This is a genomic window from Archangium lipolyticum (assembly GCF_024623785.1).
GTDB lineage: Bacteria > Myxococcota > Myxococcia > Myxococcales > Myxococcaceae > Archangium > Archangium lipolyticum.
In genome coordinates this window covers 166,502-187,911 of the sequence record NZ_JANKBZ010000009.1, presented here as the reverse complement: position 1 = coordinate 187,911, position 21,410 = coordinate 166,502, and the positions used below count along the sequence as shown (strand labels likewise).

The 21,410-nt window shown below is 69.4% G+C and carries 17 protein-coding genes; 16 read left to right on the top strand and 1 reads right to left on the bottom strand.

Annotated elements, in window-relative coordinates; translation table 11 throughout:
• Window positions 1-94: 94 nt before the first annotated feature.
• The 12 genes from NR810_RS21140 to NR810_RS21085 all read left to right on the top strand — a co-directional run bounded on the left by NR810_RS21140 (window position 95) and on the right by NR810_RS21085 (window position 14,094).
• Complete coding sequence (locus NR810_RS21140; protein ID WP_257454952.1) at window positions 95-2,167, top strand: neutral/alkaline ceramidase; 2,073 nt, start codon at window positions 95-97, stop codon at window positions 2,165-2,167.
• Window positions 2,168-2,382: 215 nt separating this feature from the next.
• Window positions 2,383-3,069 (top strand): hypothetical protein, encoded by a 687-nt coding sequence (locus NR810_RS21135; RefSeq protein WP_257454951.1) that lies wholly within the window; start codon window positions 2,383-2,385, stop codon window positions 3,067-3,069.
• Window positions 3,066-3,398, top strand: a complete 333-nt coding sequence (locus NR810_RS21130) for a transcriptional regulator (RefSeq protein WP_257454950.1) — start codon at window positions 3,066-3,068, stop codon at window positions 3,396-3,398. Before NR810_RS21135 ends, NR810_RS21130 begins: the two co-directional genes overlap by 4 nt.
• 31 nt (window positions 3,399-3,429) lie before the next feature.
• Window positions 3,430-4,155: a heme ABC exporter ATP-binding protein CcmA gene (ccmA, locus tag NR810_RS21125; protein ID WP_257455177.1), complete on the top strand. Its 726-nt coding sequence runs from the start codon at window positions 3,430-3,432 to the stop codon at window positions 4,153-4,155.
• A 12-nt stretch (window positions 4,156-4,167) separates the two neighbouring features.
• The gene (locus NR810_RS21120; protein WP_257454949.1) at window positions 4,168-6,264 is read left to right on the top strand and encodes an ABC transporter permease subunit/CPBP intramembrane protease; all 2,097 of its coding nucleotides are present in this window, start codon (window positions 4,168-4,170) and stop codon (window positions 6,262-6,264) included.
• Window positions 6,265-6,433: 169 nt separating this feature from the next.
• Window positions 6,434-7,975 carry a glucose-6-phosphate dehydrogenase gene (gene zwf, locus NR810_RS21115; protein WP_257454947.1) on the top strand — a complete coding sequence of 514 codons (1,542 nt, stop codon included), beginning with the start codon at window positions 6,434-6,436 and terminating at the stop codon, window positions 7,973-7,975.
• Complete coding sequence (pgl, locus tag NR810_RS21110; protein ID WP_257454945.1) at window positions 7,972-8,637, top strand: 6-phosphogluconolactonase; 666 nt, start codon at window positions 7,972-7,974, stop codon at window positions 8,635-8,637. The genes zwf and pgl overlap by 4 nt, the downstream gene beginning before the upstream one ends.
• Before the next feature lie 73 nt (window positions 8,638-8,710).
• A complete protein-coding gene (gndA, locus tag NR810_RS21105) occupies window positions 8,711-10,147 on the top strand; it encodes an NADP-dependent phosphogluconate dehydrogenase (RefSeq protein ID WP_257454944.1) in 1,437 nt (478 codons plus the stop codon).
• Window positions 10,148-10,163: 16 nt separating this feature from the next.
• Window positions 10,164-10,613, top strand: a complete 450-nt coding sequence (locus tag NR810_RS21100) for an NUDIX domain-containing protein (protein WP_257454942.1) — start codon at window positions 10,164-10,166, stop codon at window positions 10,611-10,613.
• Window positions 10,614-10,702: 89 nt separating this feature from the next.
• Window positions 10,703-11,017: a Bor family protein gene (locus NR810_RS21095; protein WP_257454940.1), complete on the top strand. Its 315-nt coding sequence runs from the start codon at window positions 10,703-10,705 to the stop codon at window positions 11,015-11,017.
• A gap of 121 nt (window positions 11,018-11,138) precedes the next feature.
• Window positions 11,139-12,920: a serine/threonine-protein kinase gene (locus NR810_RS21090; RefSeq protein ID WP_257454938.1), complete on the top strand. Its 1,782-nt coding sequence runs from the start codon at window positions 11,139-11,141 to the stop codon at window positions 12,918-12,920.
• A 229-nt stretch (window positions 12,921-13,149) separates the two neighbouring features.
• Window positions 13,150-14,094 (top strand): DUF2381 family protein, encoded by a 945-nt coding sequence (locus NR810_RS21085; protein WP_257454936.1) that lies wholly within the window; start codon window positions 13,150-13,152, stop codon window positions 14,092-14,094.
• 67 nt (window positions 14,095-14,161) lie between these two features.
• Here the strand turns inward: NR810_RS21085 and NR810_RS21080 are convergent, their stop codons facing one another.
• The gene (locus NR810_RS21080) at window positions 14,162-14,761 is read right to left on the bottom strand and encodes an imm11 family protein (RefSeq protein ID WP_257454934.1); all 600 of its coding nucleotides are present in this window, start codon (window positions 14,759-14,761) and stop codon (window positions 14,162-14,164) included.
• A 242-nt stretch (window positions 14,762-15,003) separates the two neighbouring features.
• Here NR810_RS21080 and NR810_RS21075 point away from each other — a divergent pair, with 242 nt between their 5' ends.
• From NR810_RS21075 to NR810_RS21060, 4 genes are all read left to right on the top strand, one after another.
• Window positions 15,004-15,492: a (2Fe-2S)-binding protein gene (locus NR810_RS21075; RefSeq protein WP_257454931.1), complete on the top strand. Its 489-nt coding sequence runs from the start codon at window positions 15,004-15,006 to the stop codon at window positions 15,490-15,492.
• Window positions 15,489-17,654 carry a xanthine dehydrogenase family protein molybdopterin-binding subunit gene (locus NR810_RS21070; RefSeq protein ID WP_257454929.1) on the top strand — a complete coding sequence of 722 codons (2,166 nt, stop codon included), beginning with the start codon at window positions 15,489-15,491 and terminating at the stop codon, window positions 17,652-17,654. Before NR810_RS21075 ends, NR810_RS21070 begins: the two co-directional genes overlap by 4 nt.
• A 132-nt stretch (window positions 17,655-17,786) precedes the next feature.
• The gene (locus tag NR810_RS21065; protein WP_257454927.1) at window positions 17,787-19,061 is read left to right on the top strand and encodes a uracil-xanthine permease family protein; all 1,275 of its coding nucleotides are present in this window, start codon (window positions 17,787-17,789) and stop codon (window positions 19,059-19,061) included.
• A 102-nt stretch (window positions 19,062-19,163) separates the two neighbouring features.
• On the top strand, window positions 19,164-21,356 hold the full coding sequence (locus tag NR810_RS21060; protein ID WP_257454925.1) for a glucan 1,4-alpha-glucosidase: 2,193 nt from the start codon (window positions 19,164-19,166) through the stop codon (window positions 21,354-21,356).
• The last annotated feature ends 54 nt before the right edge of the window (window positions 21,357-21,410 follow it).

The window sequence follows — 21,410 nt, the reverse complement described above, 5'->3', positions numbered from 1 at the left end:
AGAAGCCCCTCTCGACGCATCGCGGCGGGCGAAGGGGACTGCCATCGGGGTGGGCTCGGGCCGACAATTCTCAGAAACCGATACAGGAGCCCCCATGCAACGACGTTTCTTCTCCTCCCCCCGCCTGCTGGCGGCCGTGGCGCTCGCGCTCGCTCTGGGTGCGTGCGACACGGACACCCCGGACGAGGACGCCCTGTCGACACGGAGCGACGCGCTCGCCGACCCATGCGCGGGCAACCAGAGCTTCCAGGTGGGCGCGGGCATCTACGACATCACCGGCCCGGCCGCCGAGCTGGGGATGATGGGCTACGCGATGGTGGACCAGAAGACGGCGGGCATCCACCAGCGCCTGCGCTCGCGGGCCTTCGTCATCTCCTCGGCCTGCAACGGCAAGCGCGCGGTGTTCGTGAGCGCGGACGTCGGACAGGTGTTCCAGGGCGTGAGGCAGCAGGTGGTGGAGAGGCTGCGCGCGAGGTACGGCCCCCTCTACACGGATGACAACGTGCTGCTGAGCGCCACGCACACGCACTCGGGCCCGGGGGGCTTCTCGCACTACGCGCTCTACAACCTCACCGTGCTCGGCTACGACAAGCAGAACTTCGACGCCATCGTGGACGGCATCTACCAGTCCATCGTCCGGGCCCATGACAACCTCGCCCCCGGCGGCATCCGTGTGGCCTCGGGCGACCTGCTGGACGCGAGCATCAACCGCTCCCCCGAGGCCTACCTGCGCAACCCCTCCACCGAGCGGGCCCAGTCCGCCTACGACACGGACAAGCGCATGACGCTGCTGCGGCTCCAGGGCGATGACGGGCGCGAGGTGGGGCTCATCAACTGGTTCGCGGTCCATGGAACGTCCATGGGCAACGACAACCTGCTCATCAGCGGCGACAACAAGGGTTACGCGTCGTACCTCTTCGAGAAGAACAAGGGGGCGAACTACACCGCGCAGCGCACCTTCGTGGCCGCCTTCGCGCAGAGCAACGAGGGCGACGTGACGCCCAACATCCACGGTGGCACCAACGGCGGCGGCGCCGACGACTTCGAGAGCACGGAGCTCTCCGGCCGCAAGCAGTACACGCTGGCGAAGACGCTCTACGACTCGGCGACGGTGCCACTGACGGGCGGCGTGGACTACCGGCACGCCTACGTGAAGATGGACGAGGTGCAGGTGGCGCCGCAATACGCGGATGGCCTGGCACACACCACCTGCGAGGCGGCCATCGGCGACTCCATGCTGGCGGGTGCCGAGGACGGCCCCGGCTTCGGCTACGAGGGCGCCACGTGCGAGGACATCGACAGCGTCTGGACGGTCTTCAACTGCACCCTCTTCACCACGCCATGCCAGGGGGAGAAACCCATCGCGCTGGAGATGGGCACGATGCAGCCCTACCCGTGGACGCCCGAGGTGCTGCCGCTCCAGGTGGTGAAGCTGGGCAACGTGGCGCTGGTGGCGGTGCCCTTCGAGCCCACCACCATGGCGGGCCGGAGGCTGCGCAAGTCGGTGCTCGCGCAGCTCTCGCCGCTGGGGGTGGACCAGGTGATCATCGCCGGCCTGTCCAACGCCTACGCGGGATACCTGACGACGCGCGAGGAGTACGCGAAGCAGGACTACGAGGGGGCCTCCACCCACTTCGGTCCGTGGCAGCTCGCGGCGGTGCAGCAGGAGGTGGACAAGCTGACCCTCGCGATGCGCACGGGCGCCACCGTGGCGCCGGGCCCCACCCCGAGGGATTTGCGCAACGAGCAGACGACGGTGCAGACGGGCGTGGTGTACGACGACAAGCCGCTGCTGGCGAGCTTCGGTGGCCTCGTCGCGGACGCACGCGCCGCCTATACCCGCGGCGAGACGGTGAGCGTGAAGTTCTGGGGTGGCCACCCGAAGAACAACCTGCGCCGCCAGGGCTCCTTCCTCCAGGTGCAACGCAAGTCGGGCACCTCGTGGGTGACGGTGGCCAACGACTGGGATTGGGAGACGAAGTACCGCTGGCAGCGCTACGACTGCGCCCCCACCTTCGGGTGCTCGCACGTCACCACCGAGTGGAAGATTCCGGCGGACGCCACGCCGGGCACCTACCGCATCCGTCATGACGGGGACTGGAAGTCCGGCTGGGACGGGCTCATCCGCGCCTACTCCGGCACCTCGCGCGAGTTCACGGTCAACTGAGCCCAGTTGCGCATGCACCCTCTCCCTCTGGGAGAGGGCGGGGGGTGAGGGTCGTGAACATCCCGATCCTCACCACCCGTCAAAACCCCCACCGCGCCCTCCAGAACCGGCAGTGGTTTGCACCACAAACCAGTTATTGACACCGACCAGCCAGGCGCGTTACCTCTCGGTTTGTACCGCAAACCTGTCTGCCCCACCTGAGGGGAGAGGCCGCCATGTCCGAGCAACAGCTCCAACGCATCCAGTTCGTGACGACGTACTACGACTGGCTCCAGGGCCTGCGCTTCGTGCCCTTCGGGCTGGTGCAGCTGCTCTTCGCGGCGTGGCTGGCGCTGCCGAAGCCGGAGGGAGCGGACGCGAAGGGGTACTTCGCGGTGGCGCTGCTGGCCAACATGGGGGGGATGCTGGTGGCGACGGGGCTCTACGCGCTGCTGGGGGCGTACTACCGCCAGCGGTTCGGCGAGGTGCGCAGGAGCGCGGCCACGCACCAGCGCATGCAGCGGGCCATTGGCCTGTCGGCGGTCTTCGGGCTCTTCGCGGGGCTGCTGACCGCGCTGTTGCGCGCGTCCACGAGCGCGTCGGGGCTGCCGCTCACGGAGTTCCTCCTGCTGTCGGCGGGGAGCATCGTGGGGTACTGGTACTGGAGTGGCCGTGTGGCGGGCCACTACCTGGGCGTGGCGGCCCTCTTCGCACTGCTGGCGGGGCTGCACGCGGTGGATGCCAGCCCGGTGTATGCGCTGCTGCGGACACTGCCCTTCACCACGGACAGCCATGGCGCGGCGGTCACCCTGGCCGGCACGTGGGGAGTGGCCGTCATCATCATGGGGGTGATGGACCACCGGCTGCTCGCGCGCACGCTGGGACACGAGCCCGAGCCGGAGACGGCGGAGGTGCCGGAATGAAGGCCCCCTTCGAGGAGCTGGCGGCGCTCGACCGGCTCATCCACGAGCCCGCGAGGCTGGCGCTGCTCACCGCCCTCACCTCGTGCGAGAGCGCGGACTTCCTCTACCTGCAGCGGCTCACAGGGCTGTCCAAGGGCAACCTGTCCAGCCACCTGTCCAAGCTGGAGGAGGCGGAGCTGGTGACGGTGGAGAAGCAGTTCAAGGGCAAGACGCCCCTCACGCGCATCGCGGTGACGGAGAAGGGACGCGAGGCGGTGGAGCAGCACTGGCGGCGGTTGGAGCAGTTGCGCGGCAAGGCACGGAGCTGGGTCCCGCGGGGCACCGAGTAGCCACCGGGTAGCCCAGGGGGAGGGACACGTGATGATCGAAGCCCGGAAGCTGACGAAGCACTACGGGAGCGCCACGGCCGTGAAGGACGCGAGCTTCACGGTGGCCGCGGGCGAGGTGGTGGGCCTGCTGGGCCCCAACGGCGCGGGGAAGACGACGCTGCTGCGCATGCTGGCCGGAGTCCTCACGCCGTCCGAGGGCGAGGGCGTGGTGGCGGGGTCGAGCACCGCGACGGACGCCTTCGGCATCAAGCAGCGGCTGGGCTTCCTCTCGGGAGACACGGCGCTCTCCCAGCGGCTGACACCGCGCGAGGTGCTGACCTTCTTCGGCCAGCTGCACGAGCTGAAGCCGGCGGAGCTGAAGCGGCGCACGGAGGAGCTCATCGCGCGGTTCGAGATGGGGCCGTTCGCGGACAAGCCGTGCGGGACGCTGTCGGCGGGGCAAAAGCAGCGGGCGAACGTGGCGCGCGCGTTCCTGCACGACCCACCGGCGCTCATCCTGGACGAGCCCACCACGGCGCTGGACGTGCTGAGCGGGCGCTTCCTGCTGGACGCCATCCGCGCGGCGAAGGACGCGGGCAAGGCCATCCTCTTCTCCACGCACGTGATGGGCGAGGTCGATTACCTGTGCGACCGGGTGGTGCTGCTGCACCAGGGCCAGGTGCTCGACCAGGGTCCCATCCCCGAGGTGTGCGCCCGCGCCGGAGTCCGCACGCTCACCGAGGCCTTCCTCCACTATCTCCCCTCGCGGTCCGCCTGAACGGGGTATCCCATGCGCTGGTCCATCGCCCGTACCCTCTTCCGGAAGGATCTGCTCGAGGCGCTGAGGGATCGCCGCACGCTGGCGCTGCTCGTCGCCGTGCCGCTGCTGCTCTACCCGCTGCTCCTGGTGGTGACCGCGCTGACATCCGGCGCGCTCGCGCGGAGCACCGAGGAGAAACCGCTGAAGCTCGTCGTCTGGGGCTCCCCGACGCCGATGCTCCAGGAAGCGCTGAAGGGGATGGAGCGTGTGGAGTGGGCCGGCGTCCACGAGAAGGCGCCCGGGGACGCCCCTCGTGAGGCGAAGCGGTTGCTCGACGAGCGCAAGGCCCACGTGGTGCTCGCGCTGACGCCGGATTCCGTGGAGCGCGCCCTGGGGACGGGCTCCGCCCTCGAGGGCACCGCGGAGAACCTCGGCGTGCGCGTCTACTTCGACTCGGGCCGCCCCGAGTCGAGGGCCGCCCGCAAGCGATTGGGAGAGGTGCTCGACCAGGTGCACCTCGACACGGTGCGCGTGCGCTTCGAGGAGGCGGGGATGTCCGGAGCACTGGCCGCGCCACTGCAGGTGGAGGACTCGGACTTCCGCTCGCTGGGCCTGTGGCTCGCGTACATGCTGCCGTACGTACTGCTGTGCGCGCTGGTGATGTCGGGCTTCTACCCGGCCATCGACGTCACCGCGGGAGAGAAGGAGCGGGGCACGCTGCAGACGCTGCTGTGCGCGCCGGTGAAGCCACTGGAGGTGGTGCTGGGCAAGTACGGCGTGGTGAGCCTCTTCACGCTGGGCGGTGCGCTGATGAACCTGCTGGGGATGGGGCTGGCCTTCATGGCGATCGCCGGAGGGACGGTCGGGCGGGTACACATGAGCGCCGGGATGCTGGCCGCGGCCTTCGGCGCGCTCGTGCCGCTGGCGATGCTGGTGAGCGCCCTGCTCATCGCGGTGGGAGTGACGGCGCGCAGCTTCAAGGAGGGACAGAACCACCTGATGCCCGTGCTGCTGGGGGTGATGGTGCTCGCCCATGGGGCGATGATTCCGAGCGTGGAGCTGACGCCGAAGCTGGCGCTCGTTCCCATCGTCAACGTGGCGGTGCTGCTGCGCGAGCTGCTCACCGGGCGGGTGGACGTGGGCCTCTACTCGGTGGTCTTCGTCAGCACACTGGCCTGGGCGGTGGCGGGGGTCCTCTTCGCGGCCCGCGTCTTCGAGAGCGAGCAGGTGCTGCTGTCGGGCGAGAGGCCCTGGCGGGACGTGTTCGGCCGGAAGGTGCGCAGGGGGGACGACTTCTCGCCCGGGAGCGCCCTGCTCTACTTCGCCATCATCCTGGTGGGCTCGCTGTTCGCGGGAATCCTGCTGCGGGAGCGGCTGCCGCTGTGGGGGTTGCTGGCGGTGATACAGGTGGGCGTCTTCCTCGTGCCCGCCGTGTGGTGGGTGCGGCACCGGGGAGCGGACGTGCGCGAGGTGTTCTCGCTGCGCCCGCCCTCGCGGCGCGGCGCCCTCGCGGTGCTCCTGCTGGTGCCCGGCGTCCTGGGCATGCAGAGCCTGCTGAGCAAAGCCCTGAAGGCCGCTTCGACTCCCGGGCTGGAGGAGTTCCTGCGCGTGCTGGAGCTGCTGATGAAGGAGAGCGCGAGCTGGCCGCTCCCCCTGGCGCTGGCGGCGCTGGCGCTGACCCCGGCGCTCTGCGAGGAAGCCGCGTGCCGCGGGGTGATGCTGGTGGGGCTGTCGCGTACGGGCTCACGGGTGGTGGCGGTGGCGGGCAGCGCGCTCGCCTTCGGGCTCCTCCACATCCACCCCATCCACGTGCTGCACGCGACGATACTGGGGCTGGTGCTCGGCTACGCCACGCTGCGGACGCGCTCGCTGCTCGCGGGGGTCGTGCTGCACTTCGCCAACAACGCCCTCTCCGTGGTCAACATCCGGACCGGAACGGCCGAGGTGTGGGCGTGGATGGACACCTGGCCGGTGGCGCTCGCGCTGTGCGTGCCCGGATGGGTGGCGCTGTGGCTGCTGCGCGGCGAGGAGCCGGTGCCCGACCCTGCTCCGGTGGAGCTCCCCCTGGTCCTGACGCGCTCCACCTCGACCGGGGCGAGAACAGAGCGCTCGGAAAGACATGGATAAGCAGGGCCCACGGGCTCGGCCCGTCATCCGGCCAACGATTGCAGCGCCTCCTTCCCGCACCGGACGGCTCCCTCGGCCTCGGGGACGGGTGCGGGTCACGATGTATTGATGCGCTCACGAGCTCTCGAGCGCATATGTTCCTCCCGCATCCGCCGTTCCGGAGGACGACATGGAAGAGCAGGGCCTGCACATCGAGACCCACCCTCGCGAGGGCGACCCACTGGTACGGGCGGGAAGACCGGACCCGTGCACGATGGTCCTCTTCGGAGCCACGGGAGACCTGGCACAGCGCAAGCTCTTCCCGGCGCTCTTCGAGCTGGCCCGCCAGCGGATGCTGCCCGACAACTTCGCGGTGGTGGCCTTCAGCCGCTCCGAGCACAACCTGGAGCAGTTCCGCGCGCAGGTGAAGGAGGGCTTGAAGAAGTTCGCCCGCACCCAGCCGCTGGACGAGGCCACCTGGGAGCGGCTCGCCAGCAAGCTGGAGATGATGACGGGCGGCTACGACGCGGAGTCCTTCATCCGCCTGCGCGAGCACCTGGACGGCATCTCCGAGCGCTTCGGCACGCAGGGCAACCAGCTCTACTACCTGGCCACCCCGGCCTCGACCTTCCCCGCGCTGCTCGATGGCCTGTCCAGCTCCGGGCTGCTGTACCGCGAGGACGCCTCGGTGAAGCGCCCCTGGCGGCGGCTGGTCATCGAGAAGCCCTTCGGGAGGGACCTCGTCAGCGCGAAGGAGCTCAACCGGGCGCTGACGGCGGTCATCGACGAGAAGCAGATCTTCCGCATCGACCACTACCTGGGGAAGGAGACGGTGCAGAACATCCTCGTCTTCCGCTTCGCCAACGCCATCTTCGAGCCGCTGTGGAACCGGCAGCACATCGACCACGTGGAGATCACGGCGGCGGAGAAGATAGGAGTGGAGGGGCGGGGACGCTTCTACGACGAGACGGGCGTCATCCGGGACATGGTGCAGAACCACCTGTTGCAGGTGCTGGCCATGTGCGCGATGGAGCCGCCGGTGTCGTTCGCGTCCGAGGACATCCGGGACGAGAAGAACAAGGTGTTCCGAGCGCTGCGCCCCATGGTGGGAGGTGAGGTCGCCAAATACGTGGTGCAGGGGCAGTACGAAGGGTACCGCGAGGAGCAGGGCGTGGCGAAGGACTCGAAGACGCCCACCTACGTGGCACTCAAGACGTACATCGACACGTGGAGGTGGCAGGGAGTGCCCTTCTACGTGAGGGCGGGCAAGGGGCTGAGCAAGCGGGCGACGGAGGTGTCCATCCACTACAAGTCGGTGCCGCACTGCCTCTTCAACACGAGTGACACGTGCCAGAGGCTGCAACCCAACGTGCTCACGCTGCGCATCCAGCCGCGCGAGGGCATCGGGTTGAGCTTCGAGTCGAAGGTACCCGGCGAGGACATCAACCTGTCGGGGGTGACCATGGACTTCGACTACTCGAAGAGCTTCAACAAGCCGGTGCCGGAGGCGTACGAGCGGCTGATCCTGGACTGCATGAGGGGCAACACGACGCTCTTCGCGCGGCAGGACAGCGTGGAGCAGGCGTGGGCGTGGGTGACCCCCATCATCGAGTCACTGGACTCGGGCCAGGGAGGGCCGATGCACACCTACGCGCAGGGGAGCGCGGGACCGGATGCGGGAGCGGCGCTGCTGGCGCGCGACGGGCGGCGCTGGACGGAGCTGAAGGGATGAGGCCGGCGCCGATCGTGGTGGACAAGGAGGAGCTGGTCGGCGAGGCGGCGGACTGGCTGGCCCAGGCGCTGAACGAGTGCGTGGCGGGAGGCCAGAGGGCGAGCCTGGCGCTGTCGGGCGGGAGCACACCAGGGCCGGTGTACCGGGAGCTGGCGAAGCGGGACGTGCCGTGGGCGCTGGTGGACTTCTACTTCGTGGACGAGCGCTTCGTGCCGCCGGACCACCCGGAGAGCAACTACCTGCTGGCGGAGGAGGCACTCTTCAAGCCGTTGGGGGTGCCGGTGCATCAAATCTTCCGGATGCCGGGAGAGCGAGCGGACCGGGACGAGGCGGCGAGGGACTACGAGAAGCTGTTGCCGCCGGTGATGGACGTGGTGGTGCTGGGGATGGGGGAGGACGGGCACACGGCGTCACTGTTCCCGGGAGGCACGTCGTTGCAGGAGAAGGAGCGGCGGGTGCTGGCGGTGGTGGGACCCAAACCGCCGCCGTGGAGGATGACGCTGACGCTGCCGGTGCTCCAGTCGGCGAGGAAGGTGTTGGGGCTGGTGAGCGGAGCGGGAAAGAAGGAGATGGTGAGGCGGGTGTTGGCGGGGGAGGACCTGCCGGCGGCGAAGGTGGAGCGGACGCAGTGGATGATGGACAAGGCGGCCGCGGGCCAGTGAATGCTCCCTCTCCCTCTGGGAGAGGGCTGGGGTGAGGGTCTGCCCCCGGAACCGACACACAGGAGTCAACACGATGACCACAGGACAGGCGCAACAGGGGCGAGCGCAGTTCGGCGTAGCCGGGATGGGCGTGATGGGACAAAGCCTCGCGCTCAACGTGGCGGACCACGGATTCCGGGTGGCCGTCTGGGACCGTCACCCGGAGCGCTTCGAGGAGCTGCGCCGGAAGGGAGCGCCGGAGAGCCTGCGGGGGTACGCGGGGCTGGAGGAGTTCGTAGCGGCGCTGGAGCGCCCGAGGCGGATCCTGCTGATGGTGACGGCGGGGGCGGCGGTGGACTCGATGCTGGAGAAGCTGGAGCCGCTGCTGCAGCCTGGGGACGTGGTGCTGGACGGAGGGAACTCCTGGTTCCAGGACACGCGGAAGCGAGAGGCGGAGTGGAAGGCGAAGGGGCTGCACTTCCTGGGGGTGGGGGTGTCGGGGGGTGAGGAGGGAGCGCGCTACGGTCCGTCGATCATGCCGGGAGGCCCCGCGGAGGCGTACGCGCTGGTGAGGCCGGTGCTGGAGGCGATCGCGGCGAGGAGCGAGGCGGGGGTGTGCGTCACGCACGTGGGGCCGGACGGAGCGGGCCACTTCGTGAAGATGGTGCACAACGGCATCGAGTACGCGGACATGCAGTTGCTGGCGGAGACGTACGATCTGCTGAGGCGGGGGCTGGGGCTGTCGGCGGAGCAGCTGGCGGACCTCTTCGCGCAGTGGAACCAGGGCATCGCCGAGTCCTTCCTGCTGGAGACCACCGTCAAGGTGATGAGGAAGAAGGACGGGGAGACGGGCAAGCCGCTGGTGGACATGGTGTTGGACAAGGCGGGCCAGAAGGGCACGGGGAAGTGGACGGTGCAGGTGTCACTGGACCTGGGGGTGCCGGTGCCGTCGATCGCCGGGGCGCTGGACGCGCGCAACCTCTCGTCGATGAAGGACGAGCGCGTGGCGGCGAGCCGCATCCTGCACGGGCCCACGGGAGAGAGCCTGTCGGCGGAGGAGAAGGCGAACCTGGCGGCGTGGGTGCACGACGCGCTGTACGCGGCGAGGGTGGTGACGTACGCGCAGGGCTTGAGGCTCATCCAAGCGGCGTCGAACGAGTACAAGTGGAACGTGTCGCTGGCGGAGATGGCGCGCATCTGGCGAGCGGGGTGCATCATCCGGGCGAAGCTGCTGACGCCGCTGCGGGAGGCGTTCGAGAAGAAGCCGGACCTGAGCAATCTGATGCTGGCGGACAGCCTGGCACCGGTGCTGGAGAAGATGGCGCCGGCATGGAGGCGCACGGTGGCAGTGGCGACGCGGCTGGGGATCGCGGTGCCGGTGTTCAGCGCGAGCCTGGCGTACTTCGACAGCTACCGGAGCGCGGAGCTGCCGCAGAACCTGACGCAGGCGCAGCGAGACGCCTTCGGCGCGCACACGTACCAGCGCCGGGACAGGCCCGAGGCGGGCTTCGTGCACTCCGACTGGAGCTGAGGCTCGCGGGAGCACCATGACCACCATCCGCACGGCGGCGCGAGCCATCATCCGTCACGAAGGACGGCTCCTCGTCATCCGCTACCGGGACGAGAGGGGCGACAGGTACGCGCTGCCCGGGGGTGGGCAGCGGCATCGGGAGGGAATGGAAGCCGCGCTCGTTCGTGAGGTGGAGGAGGAGACCGGGGCGAGCATCCGCGTGGGGCCGCTCCGGTTCGTTCGCGAGTGCATCGCGGGCCCCGAGGATCGGGCCCTGCCACCTGATTTCCACCAGGTGGAGCTGTTCTTCGAGTGCACGCTGGAGCGGCCGCTCTCGAAGGACATCCGGGGCCAGGAGCAAGACCCGGATCAAGAGGGCGTCGAATGGCGCGAGGAGGAAGAGCTCCGCCAGCTCTGCTTCTTCCCAAGAGCACTGCTCGACGCATTCGAGCGCGGCCAGGAGTTCGGGTACCTCGGCGTGGTCTGATCTCACAGACCCAGGCGGGAGTGTTCGCCCGGCATCAACGGCTCGCGCCGTGGCTCCCTCGCCACGGCAAAGGGGGCCAGCATGGAAACATGATGCGCTCCGTTCTCGTGCCCCTGCTCGTCCTGGGATGCAGCACCGGCTGCTATCACTTCCGTTTCGAGCAGCGGCCCCCTCCTCCCGAGGATCAGCTCGTCACCTATGAGGAGCGGGTTCCCACGTACCTCAATGGCTTCATCGGGACGGGCACCGTCGACACCACGCGCTACTGCGCACAGCCCGTGCGCACCGAGCTGCGCGTGAGCGCCATCGACGTGCTGCTCTCGCTGGGCACGCTCCTCATCTACACGCCCCACACCCTCTCCGTGACGTGCGCGGTCCAGGAGACCCCGCTAGAGCGGCCCTGAGTTCGCGTTGGAAGAGGCGGTTCCGGCGCAGAACCTGCTAAGTTGAGGTCCTGGGAGGTAGGCCCCCCATGACTTCACATCTCCATTCCCATGTTCCAGATACCTCTGGCGCGAGGACTCCATGAGTGCGCTCGAAACGCCCCCACTGCCACCCGGCACGCGCATCGGGGGGGACGTGGTGGAAGCGGTGCTCGGGGCGGGCGGCTTCGGCACTGTGTACCAGACACGAGGCCCCAAGGGGGACCGCTCCGCCCTCAAGATGGTGCCCCTGGTGAACGGCGAGACACGCGCCTGGCGCGAGGCCCTCATCGGAGCGCGTCTGCACCTGCGCCACCCCAACCTGGCGCGGGTGCTGGAGGCGGGCCGCTGGCCCGCCCAGGACCCTCGCTTCATCTACCTGAAACAGGAACTGGTGGACGGAGTGAGGCTGGACGTCTGGGCGCGCGAGCACGACGTGGACACGAGCCAGGTGGTGGACAGGGTGATGGAGGTGGCACGCGCCCTGGCGGTGGCACACGAGGCGCAAGTGGTGCACCGGGACGTGAAGGAGGCCAACATCCTGGTGCGCCGCAGTGACGGGCAGGCGGTGCTGGTGGACTTCGGGGTGGGCTACTACGACGGGGCGCCCACCCTTACCGAGGGGCTGTTTCCCCCGGGTACGCCCCGGTACCGTAGCCCCGAGGCGTGGCGCTTCGGCCGGGAGAACAAGGGCGTACAGGGAGCGCACTACCGGGCCGGAGTGGGAGATGACCTGTACGCGCTGGGAGTCGTCTTCTACCGGCTGCTGACGGGGCGCGACCCCTTCCTGCCGGGTGAGCACGGCAACGTGGACGTGGAGGCCGTCCTGAACCAGGCGCCCATGCCCCCGCACCTCGTCAACCCGAGAGTGCCCCTGGCGGTGGAGGAGGTGTGCCTGCGGCTGCTGGCGAAAACGCCCGAGGAGCGCTACCCGGGTGCCGTGGCGCTGTGCGCGGCATTGGAGACGCTCAGGGCCCGAGCGGACGCATCCTGGAAGGTACCACTGAGCGGCAGGGCGGAGTTGGCTGGCAACAGGCGGGCGAGAATGACGCCGCGACACGCAGCGACCTGGGCGGGCGTGGGATTGGGGTTGGGGCTGGTGTTGGGCGGTGCATGGCTCGCGGCACAATGGAGGACTGGGCGCGAGGTGGCCACCGGGTCCTCACCCGTCACGTCCCCCGCCGTGCAGCCAACGCCAGAGGCCAGTGCTGGCCAGGAAGTGGCGCCCCCGGAGACGCCGCCGGAATCTGCACGGGCCGCGGCTCCGCCGCCGGTGGAGCCACTCCCCGCGGCCGCCGCGTCCGGAAAGGACACAGCTCCCGTGAAGAAGAAACAAAAGAAGACGAATGACCCCCAGCGGGACACACAGCCCAGCAGCGCGGGGACCGCCGCGCGCAACGTATGTCTGGGTTTGGCTGGAGCCGCCCTGCAGGCCTGTCTCAGCGCGCAGCAGCAGGTGCCGCCGGTGCGCCAGGAACCTCTACCCCAGGAGTGCCCGGCGGGCGCCGTGAAGATCATGACCGAGATACTGGGCCTGCACATCGGAGAAAGAACGGAGGTCGACTGGTCCAAAGTGCGGGGCAGGCCCGTCCCCGTGCGCGAAGACACGCCGGTCCGTGTTGGTGGCCACTGGGTAAACGCCCAGGGACAGATCGCTCTACCGACCAACACCCGACTCTCCGGGCGGCTCTTCTTCGGGGAGAATCGCGTGTACGGCCGCTTCACCACGGCCCACACGCCCAGCGGGGAGACGTACCGGGTGTGCATGGAGCTGCTGGATACGAGTGACAATGTCGGCCTCGCCCTCAAGCCCGGTAGCGAGCCACCAGGAAATGTGCTGGTCAGCCCCGTTGCACAGGTGCGGGTGGTGGACCACTTCGACTGAGTCAGGTGGGGTAGGTCCTGTCCAGGGGAGCTCCCGGGCGCGCTTGGGAGAAACTGGTCCGATGGTCGGACCAGTTCGTGCGGCGCGCGACCGGAAGGTCCTCCTCCTATTGTGCGCCCACGCGCGGAGCGCACCGAGCGACAAGTGCACCCTATACACTACCGGGCAGGAAGTGTGATAGAGGCCAACTTTTCCAGTTTCGTCCGCTCGCTCTGGAGGTCCTCGCTCCGTGTTGGTACTGCCTTCCACCGCCCTCGTGGGATGGGCTCTGCTCGCGGCCCCCACCCATGCCGCCGCACAGTCGCCACTCCCTGTCTGCGAGATGGGCACGCGCCACCTGGGGCTGACAGCGGAAGCCCCAAACAATCAGGGAGAGGTGTGCATCCACCCTGGGATATCCACCACCCTTGTCTTCGACTCGCGAGTGGCGCGCGTGGAACTGGCCAGGCCGGAACGTTTCCAGGTGGTGGATGCGGGAACGGTGTCCCTGACGCTCATCCCCTCGGAAGCATTGACCGATGGGGACCGTGTGCCGGTGACAGTCTACTTCGAGGACGGCGCGGCCCCCGCGAGCGCGACCTTCTGGCTGGTGGTGCACCCCTCCCAGGCCGAACAACTGGTGGAGGTGACTCGCCAATCGCGCACGCTCGCGTCCTATCGGCAGGGTGAGCAGCAGGCGCGGGCCGAAGCGCGGCAATGCCGGGAGGAGAAAGCTCGTATCCAGGCCGAGTGCGCCGGGCAGGTGGGGCTCACGGGTCTCATCGCCCACGAGCTCATGGGCGAAGGGGGCGTTGCATACAAGGACATCAGTGACGCCGTCACCGCACGACCAGGCAACACGATCCAACTCCTGTCAGCGCGCAGTTACCGCTCCCTCACCGCGCGCACGGAGAGAGGGCAGAAGGTGGTGCGCCTGGCCGTGAAGATGAAGGTCGAGAACACGGGGACACGGGCCTGGACGCCCGCCGGTGCGGTGCTGGCGGGCTCCAATCACGTGGAGTTGGAGCCCCTCAGCTTCTGGCCGCTGGAGACGACTCCCCCTGGGAGGAAGCTGCTCGTCGTGGTGGAGTTGGAGACGACGGAGAACGAGGCGCGCGGCACGTTCACCCTGAAGCTGTGGGGCCAGGAAGGCGGCACCAGGGTCGAGTTCCTCGACGGCGTGGCGTTCCCGTAAGCGTATTCCAACCGAACCACCCAGCCACGTTGGAGGACCAAGAAGGTCCAGCACCACTCGACATCCTTTACGGGCTCATCAGTTTTCGAGGACGAGTTTCAAATACCTCCGTGAACTCCATACCCGTTGCGCCTGTGCGCTCGAGGGCCTCTTTGATCTCTTCGGATACGACGAGGACGACTTTCCACCCCCAGGGGCGAAACACCCTGGCGTCACCTGCTTTGGAGGGGTCGATGCGCATCCCGGCGACGACACGGTACTCCCCGATTCTGTCCGGCTCCCCATCCTCCAGCTTCCAGTACTGCACCTCTTCGGAGGCCTCGTCATCGATGCACTTCACAGTCCGCACGACATTGACCAGGAAGTACGGCTCGCGCTGTGAGCCCACCTCCACGGGGAAGATCTGAACATCCCCCGGAGCCATTTCGGACAAGACATTCGCCACTCTCTTGGTGACGACGGGGAATCCCCCAGCATCCGCGAGGGAGAAGTCGAGCACTTCGCCCGGATGATCGACGGGAACCCGAAGCAGGCCGTCAACATGAGCCGGTTCTCCCGCCATGAACAGCCGCGACCCACATTCCTGGCCTTGGTCGTTGACGGGAGTGCCCAACTCCCAGCGCCCCGAGCTGGTCATGTCGTCGGTGAGCCTGAAGTAGCGCGTCATGTCACTCTCCTCGCGGCACTCACCTCGGCACACCTCCCCAGATGCTGTATGGCCTGACAGCCGCACCCAGGACCACAAGGAAATGCGAGTGCGTCCGTCAAGCTGCTGGGCCGGTAACCCTCCTCTTCCATTCGGCCCCTTTGAGCTGGACGCCAGGCAGGCAGGCCAGCACAACCGTTCCTGGATATTTCGGGCGACCCTCCGCAGACTGCGGACCTCCGCTGGAAGGACGGGGAGCCCCCATGAAGCTCGACATCAACGGCAAGGAACACGAGGTCTCCGACGAGAACCCCCACCGCGTACTGCTGTGGGTGCTTCGGGACGAGCTGGGCCTCGTGGGCACCCGCTTCAGCTGCGGTGCCGGCATCTGCGGCGCCTGCACGGTCCACGTGGATGGCGTCGCCACCCGCGCGTGCATCTCGCCCATCTCCCTGCTGGCCGGCAAGCGCATCCGCACCGTGGAGGGCCTGTCCCGCCCGGGCCCCGATGGCAAGCCGCGGCTGCACCCCGTGCAGCGGGCCTTCCTCCAGGTCCAGGCCCCCCAGTGCGGCTGGTGCATGAGCGGTCAGATGATGACCGCCGCCGCCCTCCTGGAGAAGAACCCGAGCCCCTCGCCCGAGCAGGTGGTGGAGGCCATGAGCCACAACTACTGCCGCTGCGGCACCTACCCCCGCATCAAGAAGGCCGTGCTCGCGGCGGCGAGCCAGCTGGCCGAGGAGACGGAGCCATGAGCGACTCGCTCCCGAAGAAGGGCTGGCGTCCCACGCGCCGGCAGTTCCTGCTCGGCCTGGGCGTAGGCGGTACCGGAGCCGTGGCCCTGGGTCTGCCCGCCCTGCGCCTGGGAGTGGCGGAGTGGTTCGACAAGGGCGACATGCCCACCCCGAAAGGCAAGCTGGATCCCACCGTCTGGTTCGAGCTCTTCCCGGATGACCGCGTGCGTCTGCACCTGCCCAAGGTGGAGATGGGCCAGGGCGTCCACACCGCGCTGGCGCAGATCGCCGCCGAGGAGCTGGAGGTCCCCTGGGAGCAGTTGGAGGTGGTGCACGCCAGCACCTCCCGTGGGCCGGTGGATTCGCAAGGCACCTCGGGCAGCCAGACCGTGGTCGGCCTGTTCACCCCGCTGCGCGAGGTGGCCGCCACCCTCCGGGAGATGCTGCGCGCCGAGGCTGCCCGCCAGTTGAGCGTGCCGGCCGCGTCGCTCGTGGCGGCGGCCGGGACGTTCAGCGTGCGAGACCAGCCCGAGCGGAAGCTGCGCTACGGCGAGGTGGTGGCGAAGCACACGGGCACGTGGGAGGTGCCCGAGCAGGCTCCGGCCCTCAAGCCCGCGAAGGACTTCCAGCTCATCGGCCAGTCGATGCCGCGCGTGGACATGGAGGCCAAGCTCACCGGCCAGCCGGTGTACGCGTATGACCAGCGATTGCCCGGCATGTTGTACGGCGCCGTGGCCCGGCCGCCGAGACTCGGGAGCACGCTGCGCAGTGCCCGCGAGGGCCAGGCGCCCCAGCAGCCGGGCGTGGTGGCGGTGGTGGTGGAAGGTGACTTCGCCGCGGTGGCCGCCGAGTCCCGCGCGCAGGCCTATGCCGCCCTGGCCCACCTGGAGCTGGAGTGGTCCGAGGGCGAGTCCCTCCAGCAGGCGGACATCGAGGCGCTGACGACCGTGAAGGAGGGCGAGGGGGTAATCGTCCAGGACGAGGGCGACGCACCGGCGCACCTGGGACGGGGCAAGCCCCTGAGCGCCGAGTACCGCACGCCCATCGCGGCGCACGCGCACCTGGAGCCGCAGGCCGCGCTGGTGGAGGTGAAGCCGGAGCGGGTGCGGGTGTGGATGGCCACCCAGGTGCCCGGGAGCATCCGCAAGCAGGTGGCCAAGGCACTGGACCGCGAGGAGGAGAGCGTCGAGCTCCTCCCCACCTACCTGGGAGGAGGCTTCGGACGGCGCCTGGACGCGCGGCCCGCCATCGAGGCCGCGAGGCTCTCGCGGGCCACGGGCCGGCCGGTGCACGTGGGGTGGAACCGCACCGAGGAGTTCCGCCAGGGATTCTTCCGTCCGCCCACGCACCACCAGCTGAGGGCCTCGCTGGACGAGTCCGGCCGGGTGCTGGCGTTCGAGCACCAGCAGGCCAGCGGCGACGTCATCTTCTCGCTGATACCGGAGGTCGCGGCCGCGGTGCTGGGGGCGGATCTCGGCGCCTGGCGGGGAGGCTCCATCCGTTACGCCGTGGCCCACCGTCAGGCGCGGGCCCAGCGCGTGAAGCTGCCCGTGCCCACCGGCACCTGGCGCGGCCTGGGCCTACTGGCCAACACGTTCGCGCTGGAGAGCTTCATGGACGAGCTGGCCCACGCGGCCGGGGAGGATCCGCTGGCCTTCCGGTTGAAGCACCTGCCGGAAGACGAGCTGGGCCGCCGCTGGCGCAAGGTGCTGGAGGCGGCGGCCTCGCGCGCGGGCTGGGGAACGGCCGCGCCCGAGGGCCGCGCCCGAGGCATCGCGTGCTCCATGGACGTGAAGACCCTGGTGGCCCAGGTGGCCGAGGTCTCCGTCGAGGGCGGCCGGGTGCGTGTGCACCGCTTCACGAGCGCCGTGGACTGCGGCCTGGTCATCAACCCGGACGGAGCCATGGCCCAGGTGGAGGGCGCGGTGATGATGGGGTTGAGCTCCACCCTGTCCGAGCGGATCACCGTGAAGCAGGGGCAGGTGGAGGCGGAGAACTTCCACGACTACCCGCTGCTGACGATGGCGGACGCCCCGGACGTCGAGACGGTGCTGGTGGGCGAAGGCGACACGCCGCACGGCATGGGCGAGCCGCCGATGGGACCCGTGGCGGCCGCCGTGGCCAATGCCGTCTTCACCCTCACCGGGAAGCGCCTGCGGAGCCTGCCCCTGCGGCTGGGGTGAGGCCGGAATGGGGGCGGTGGCTCACGCCAGCTCGCGGATGGCCGCGAGCGTCTTCTCCACCTCCGACCGCCCGCTCCCACCCGAACAAGAAGTCAGTACCCGGCAAGGTCACCGGTGGAGTAAGCGCGCACCATGCAGCCGCCCCTCCCGCTCCAGAAGAAGGTCGTGCTGGGCCTCCAGCACACCATCGCCATGTTCGGCGCCACCGTGCTGGTGCCGCTCCTCACCGGCCTCAACCCCAGCGTCGCCCTCTTCGGCGCCGGGCTCGCCACCCTCCTCTTCCACGTGCTCACCGGGCTCGGCGTGCCCATCTTCCTGGGCAGCAGCTTCGCCTTCATCGCCCCCATCATCGCCGTGCTCAAGGCCGAGGGCCCCGCCGCCGTCGGTGGCGGGCTCCTCGCCGCCGGCGCCATGTACATCGTCTTCTCCGCCCTGGTGAAGGCCGTCGGCATACAGCGCATCCAGCAGATCTTCCCGCCCATCGTCACCGGCCCCGTCATCATCGTCATCGGGCTCGGCCTCGCCAACGTCGCCGTCAACCAGGCCCAGAGTCACTGGGGGCTGGCGCTCGTCACGCTGCTGGCCGCCATCATCACCAGCGTCTTCGCCCGGGGTCTCTTCAAGATGATTCCCATCCTCATCGCCGTCATCGCCGGCTACGTGACGTCGCTGGTGCTCGGCGCGGTGGAGCCCGCGAAGCTCGATGCCATCCGGGATGCCGCCTGGGTGGGCCTGCCTGCCTTCCACGCCCCGGCCTTCTCGTGGACGGCCATCTTCGTGCTCGCCCCGGTGGCCGTGGTCACCTTCATCGAGCACATCGGCGACGTCATCGTGAACGGCCGCGTGGTGGGGAAGAACTTCCTCGAGCGCCCCGGCCTGCCGCGCACCCTCTTCGCCGATGGCATCGCCAACATGGTCTCCGCCGCGCTCGGAGGCCCCGCCGCCACCACGTACGCGGAGAACACCGGCGTGCTCGCCGTCACCCGCGTCTACGACCCCGCCGTGCTGCGCATCGCCGCCGGCTTCGCCATGCTCTTCGGCCTCTCGCCCAAGCTGGCCGCCGTGTTCCAGAGCCTCCCGGCCGGCGTGCTCGGCGGCGTGAGCATCCTGCTCTTCGGGATGATCGCCTCCGTCGGCATCCGCACCCTCTCCGAGGCGCGCATCGACTTCGCCCACAGCCGCAACCTCATCGTGGTCAGCCTCATCCTCGTGCTCGGCCTGGGTGGCGCCAAGGTGCCGCTCACGTTCGGCGGGGTCCACCTGGAGCTGCACGGCATGGCCCTGGCCGCGCTCGTGGGCATCCTGGCCAACGCGCTCCTCCCCGCCTCGCTCGATCGCGAGGAGTTGGATGCCCACCCCGCCCAGGAGTCTCCGCCCACCTCGGACTCCACGCGCGGCGTGAAGTAGACATCCGTACCATTCAATGACTGACGGCCCTCCCAAAGGGCCCGTTGCGCGTTCCCCCGCCCGTGTACTCCCTTGTCGGAGTCCAAAGGCGAGGAACCCCGTATGTCTTTCATTCACGCAGGGGACAATCATCCGAGCGCCAGGCAACCCATCCTCCGGCCGCATGGCTGGCTGGCGCTCGTAACGGGTCTGCTGCTGCTGTCCGGCTGCGCGGGGCCTCCGGCGCCCGGCCGCCCTGGCTCGCTCGCCATCTGGACGCCCGCGAACAAGGTGGGGTTCGGCACCGCGCACGGGGAGTCGAGTCACGTCTGGTACACGCTCGGCGCCAGCGGAGAGCTGACGGAGGTCTACTACCCCACGCTCGGCACTCCGAGCGTGAGGGACCTGCGCTTCGTGGTCTCCGATGGCCGCACCTTCGCCGAGTCGGAGCAGGACGCCACCGAGCACCGTGTCGAGCTGGTGGAGCCGCGCAGCCTCACCTACCGCCAGGTGAACACCGCCCGCTCCGGCCGCTACCGTCTCACCAAGACGTACGTGACGGACCCGGGCAGGGATGCGCTGCTCGTCGACGTGCGCTTCGAGTCCCTCTCCGGTGAGCCGTATGCGCTCTACGTGGTGTATGACCCGTCACTGTCCAACGATGGCATGGACGACTCGGGCACGAGCCATGACGGCGTGCTGCTCGCCACCGACGCGAAGGCCGCGAGCGCCCTGATGGCCCGGCCCGCCTTCACGCGGACCTCGAGCGGCTTCCTGGGCGTGAGCGATGGCTGGACCGACCTCCGGGAGGACTACACGCTGAGCTGGAGCTACGGCTCGGCGTCCGAGGGCAACGTGGTGCAGACGGCCCGGCTGGCGGTGGACGGGCGCTCCCGCCAGCAGGTGACGCTCGCGCTCGGCTTCGGCCCCACGGCGCGCGAGGCCCAGCGGACGGCACGAGGCTCGCTGGAGACGGGCTTCCAGGAGCTCGCCCAGCGGTACGCCGCCGGCTGGCACGCCTACCTGGACTCGCTGTCTCCCGCGCCGGCCAGCGCCCAGGCCTGGCGCACCACCTATGACGTGTCGGTGATGGTGATGGCGGCCTCCGAGGACAAGACCTACCGGGGCGCCTACATCGCCTCGCCCAGCATGCCGTGGGTGTGGGGCACCCGGAAGCTGGAGAACCCGTCCGGGCCCTACCACCTCGTGTGGTCGCGCGACCTGTATCAGGTCGCCACCGCGCTGCTGGCCGCCGGAGACCGGGCAGGAGCGGAGCGCTCGCTCGACCACCTCTTCCAGGTGCAGCAGAAGCCGGACGGCTCCTTCCCGCAGAACGCCGAGGTGGATGGAACCCCGCGCTGGACCAGCCTCCAGCTCGACGAAGTCGCCCTCCCCATCGTCCTGGCCTGGCAGCTCGGCCGGGCCGATGCGCGGACGTACACCGAGCACATCCGCAAGGCGGCGGACTTCCTGGTGGCCAACGGCCCCATCACGCCGCAGGAGCGCTGGGAGAACCAGGGGGGCTATTCACCTGGGACGATCGCCGCGGAGGTGGCGGGGCTCATCTGCGCCGCGGACCTCGCGCGCCGCAACGGAGACACCGCCTCCGCCGAGCGCTACGAGGCGACCGCGGACGCCTGGCAGCGTCAGGTGGAGGGCTGGACGGTGACGGCCAACGGGCCGCTGGCGCAGCACCCGTACTACCTGCGGCTGACGAAGGACGGGAATCCCAACGCGGGAACGACCTACAGCGTGGGAGATGGAGGCCCGTCCGCCGTGGACCAGCGCCGGGTGGTGGACCCGAGCTTCCTCGAGCTGGTGCGGCTGGGCGTGAAGCCGGCGGATGACCCGGCCATCGTGCGAACGCTGCCCGTGGTGGACGCGCAGCTGCGGGTGGAGACGCCCAACGGTCCCTTCTGGCGCCGGTACGACTTCGACGGGTATGGCGAGACGCGCGAGGGCGCCCCGTGGGACATCAGCGAGCCCGACACCGGGCTGACGCTCGGGAGGGCCTGGCCCATCTTCGCGGGCGAGCGGGGCGAGTACGCGCTCCTCGTGGGACAGCCCGCGGACGGCTTCCTCGCCGCGATGGCCCGCTCGGGCAACGACGGGTACATGCTGCCCGAGCAGGTATGGGATGGCCGTCCTCCGTCCGGAGAGCCCGGCTTCGTTCCCGGCGAGGGGACGTTCTCCGCCACGCCCCTCGTCTGGTCGCATGCCCAGTTCGTGCGCCTGGCCTGGTCCATCCAGGCCGGCTACCCGGTGGAACAACCCTCGGTGGTGGCCTGCCGCTACGCCCGGGTCTGCCGCGAATGAGACACGGGGGAGGTCCCGGCACGGTGCCTGGAACCTCCCCCGCTCGACGGCTCA

What these genes read in the sequence shown, in the direction of transcription:
- NR810_RS21095 (WP_257454940.1), top strand. Translation starts at nt 10,703, where the DNA reads ATGATGCGCTCCGTTCTCGTGCCCCTGCTCGTCCTGGGATGCAGCACC.
- zwf (WP_257454947.1), top strand. Translation starts at nt 6,434, where the DNA reads ATGGAAGAGCAGGGCCTGCACATCGAGACCCACCCTCGCGAGGGCGAC.
- NR810_RS21080 (WP_257454934.1), bottom strand. Translation starts at nt 14,761, where the DNA reads ATGACGCGCTACTTCAGGCTCACCGACGACATGACCAGCTCGGGGCGC.
- NR810_RS21090 (WP_257454938.1), top strand. Translation starts at nt 11,139, where the DNA reads ATGAGTGCGCTCGAAACGCCCCCACTGCCACCCGGCACGCGCATCGGG.
- NR810_RS21060 (WP_257454925.1), top strand. Translation starts at nt 19,164, where the DNA reads ATGTCTTTCATTCACGCAGGGGACAATCATCCGAGCGCCAGGCAACCC.
- NR810_RS21065 (WP_257454927.1), top strand. Translation starts at nt 17,787, where the DNA reads ATGCAGCCGCCCCTCCCGCTCCAGAAGAAGGTCGTGCTGGGCCTCCAG.
- NR810_RS21140 (WP_257454952.1), top strand. Translation starts at nt 95, where the DNA reads ATGCAACGACGTTTCTTCTCCTCCCCCCGCCTGCTGGCGGCCGTGGCG.
- NR810_RS21120 (WP_257454949.1), top strand. Translation starts at nt 4,168, where the DNA reads ATGCGCTGGTCCATCGCCCGTACCCTCTTCCGGAAGGATCTGCTCGAG.
- NR810_RS21100 (WP_257454942.1), top strand. Translation starts at nt 10,164, where the DNA reads ATGACCACCATCCGCACGGCGGCGCGAGCCATCATCCGTCACGAAGGA.
- NR810_RS21075 (WP_257454931.1), top strand. Translation starts at nt 15,004, where the DNA reads ATGAAGCTCGACATCAACGGCAAGGAACACGAGGTCTCCGACGAGAAC.
- NR810_RS21070 (WP_257454929.1), top strand. Translation starts at nt 15,489, where the DNA reads ATGAGCGACTCGCTCCCGAAGAAGGGCTGGCGTCCCACGCGCCGGCAG.
- gndA (WP_257454944.1), top strand. Translation starts at nt 8,711, where the DNA reads ATGACCACAGGACAGGCGCAACAGGGGCGAGCGCAGTTCGGCGTAGCC.
- NR810_RS21130 (WP_257454950.1), top strand. Translation starts at nt 3,066, where the DNA reads ATGAAGGCCCCCTTCGAGGAGCTGGCGGCGCTCGACCGGCTCATCCAC.
- pgl (WP_257454945.1), top strand. Translation starts at nt 7,972, where the DNA reads ATGAGGCCGGCGCCGATCGTGGTGGACAAGGAGGAGCTGGTCGGCGAG.
- ccmA (WP_257455177.1), top strand. Translation starts at nt 3,430, where the DNA reads ATGATCGAAGCCCGGAAGCTGACGAAGCACTACGGGAGCGCCACGGCC.
- NR810_RS21135 (WP_257454951.1), top strand. Translation starts at nt 2,383, where the DNA reads ATGTCCGAGCAACAGCTCCAACGCATCCAGTTCGTGACGACGTACTAC.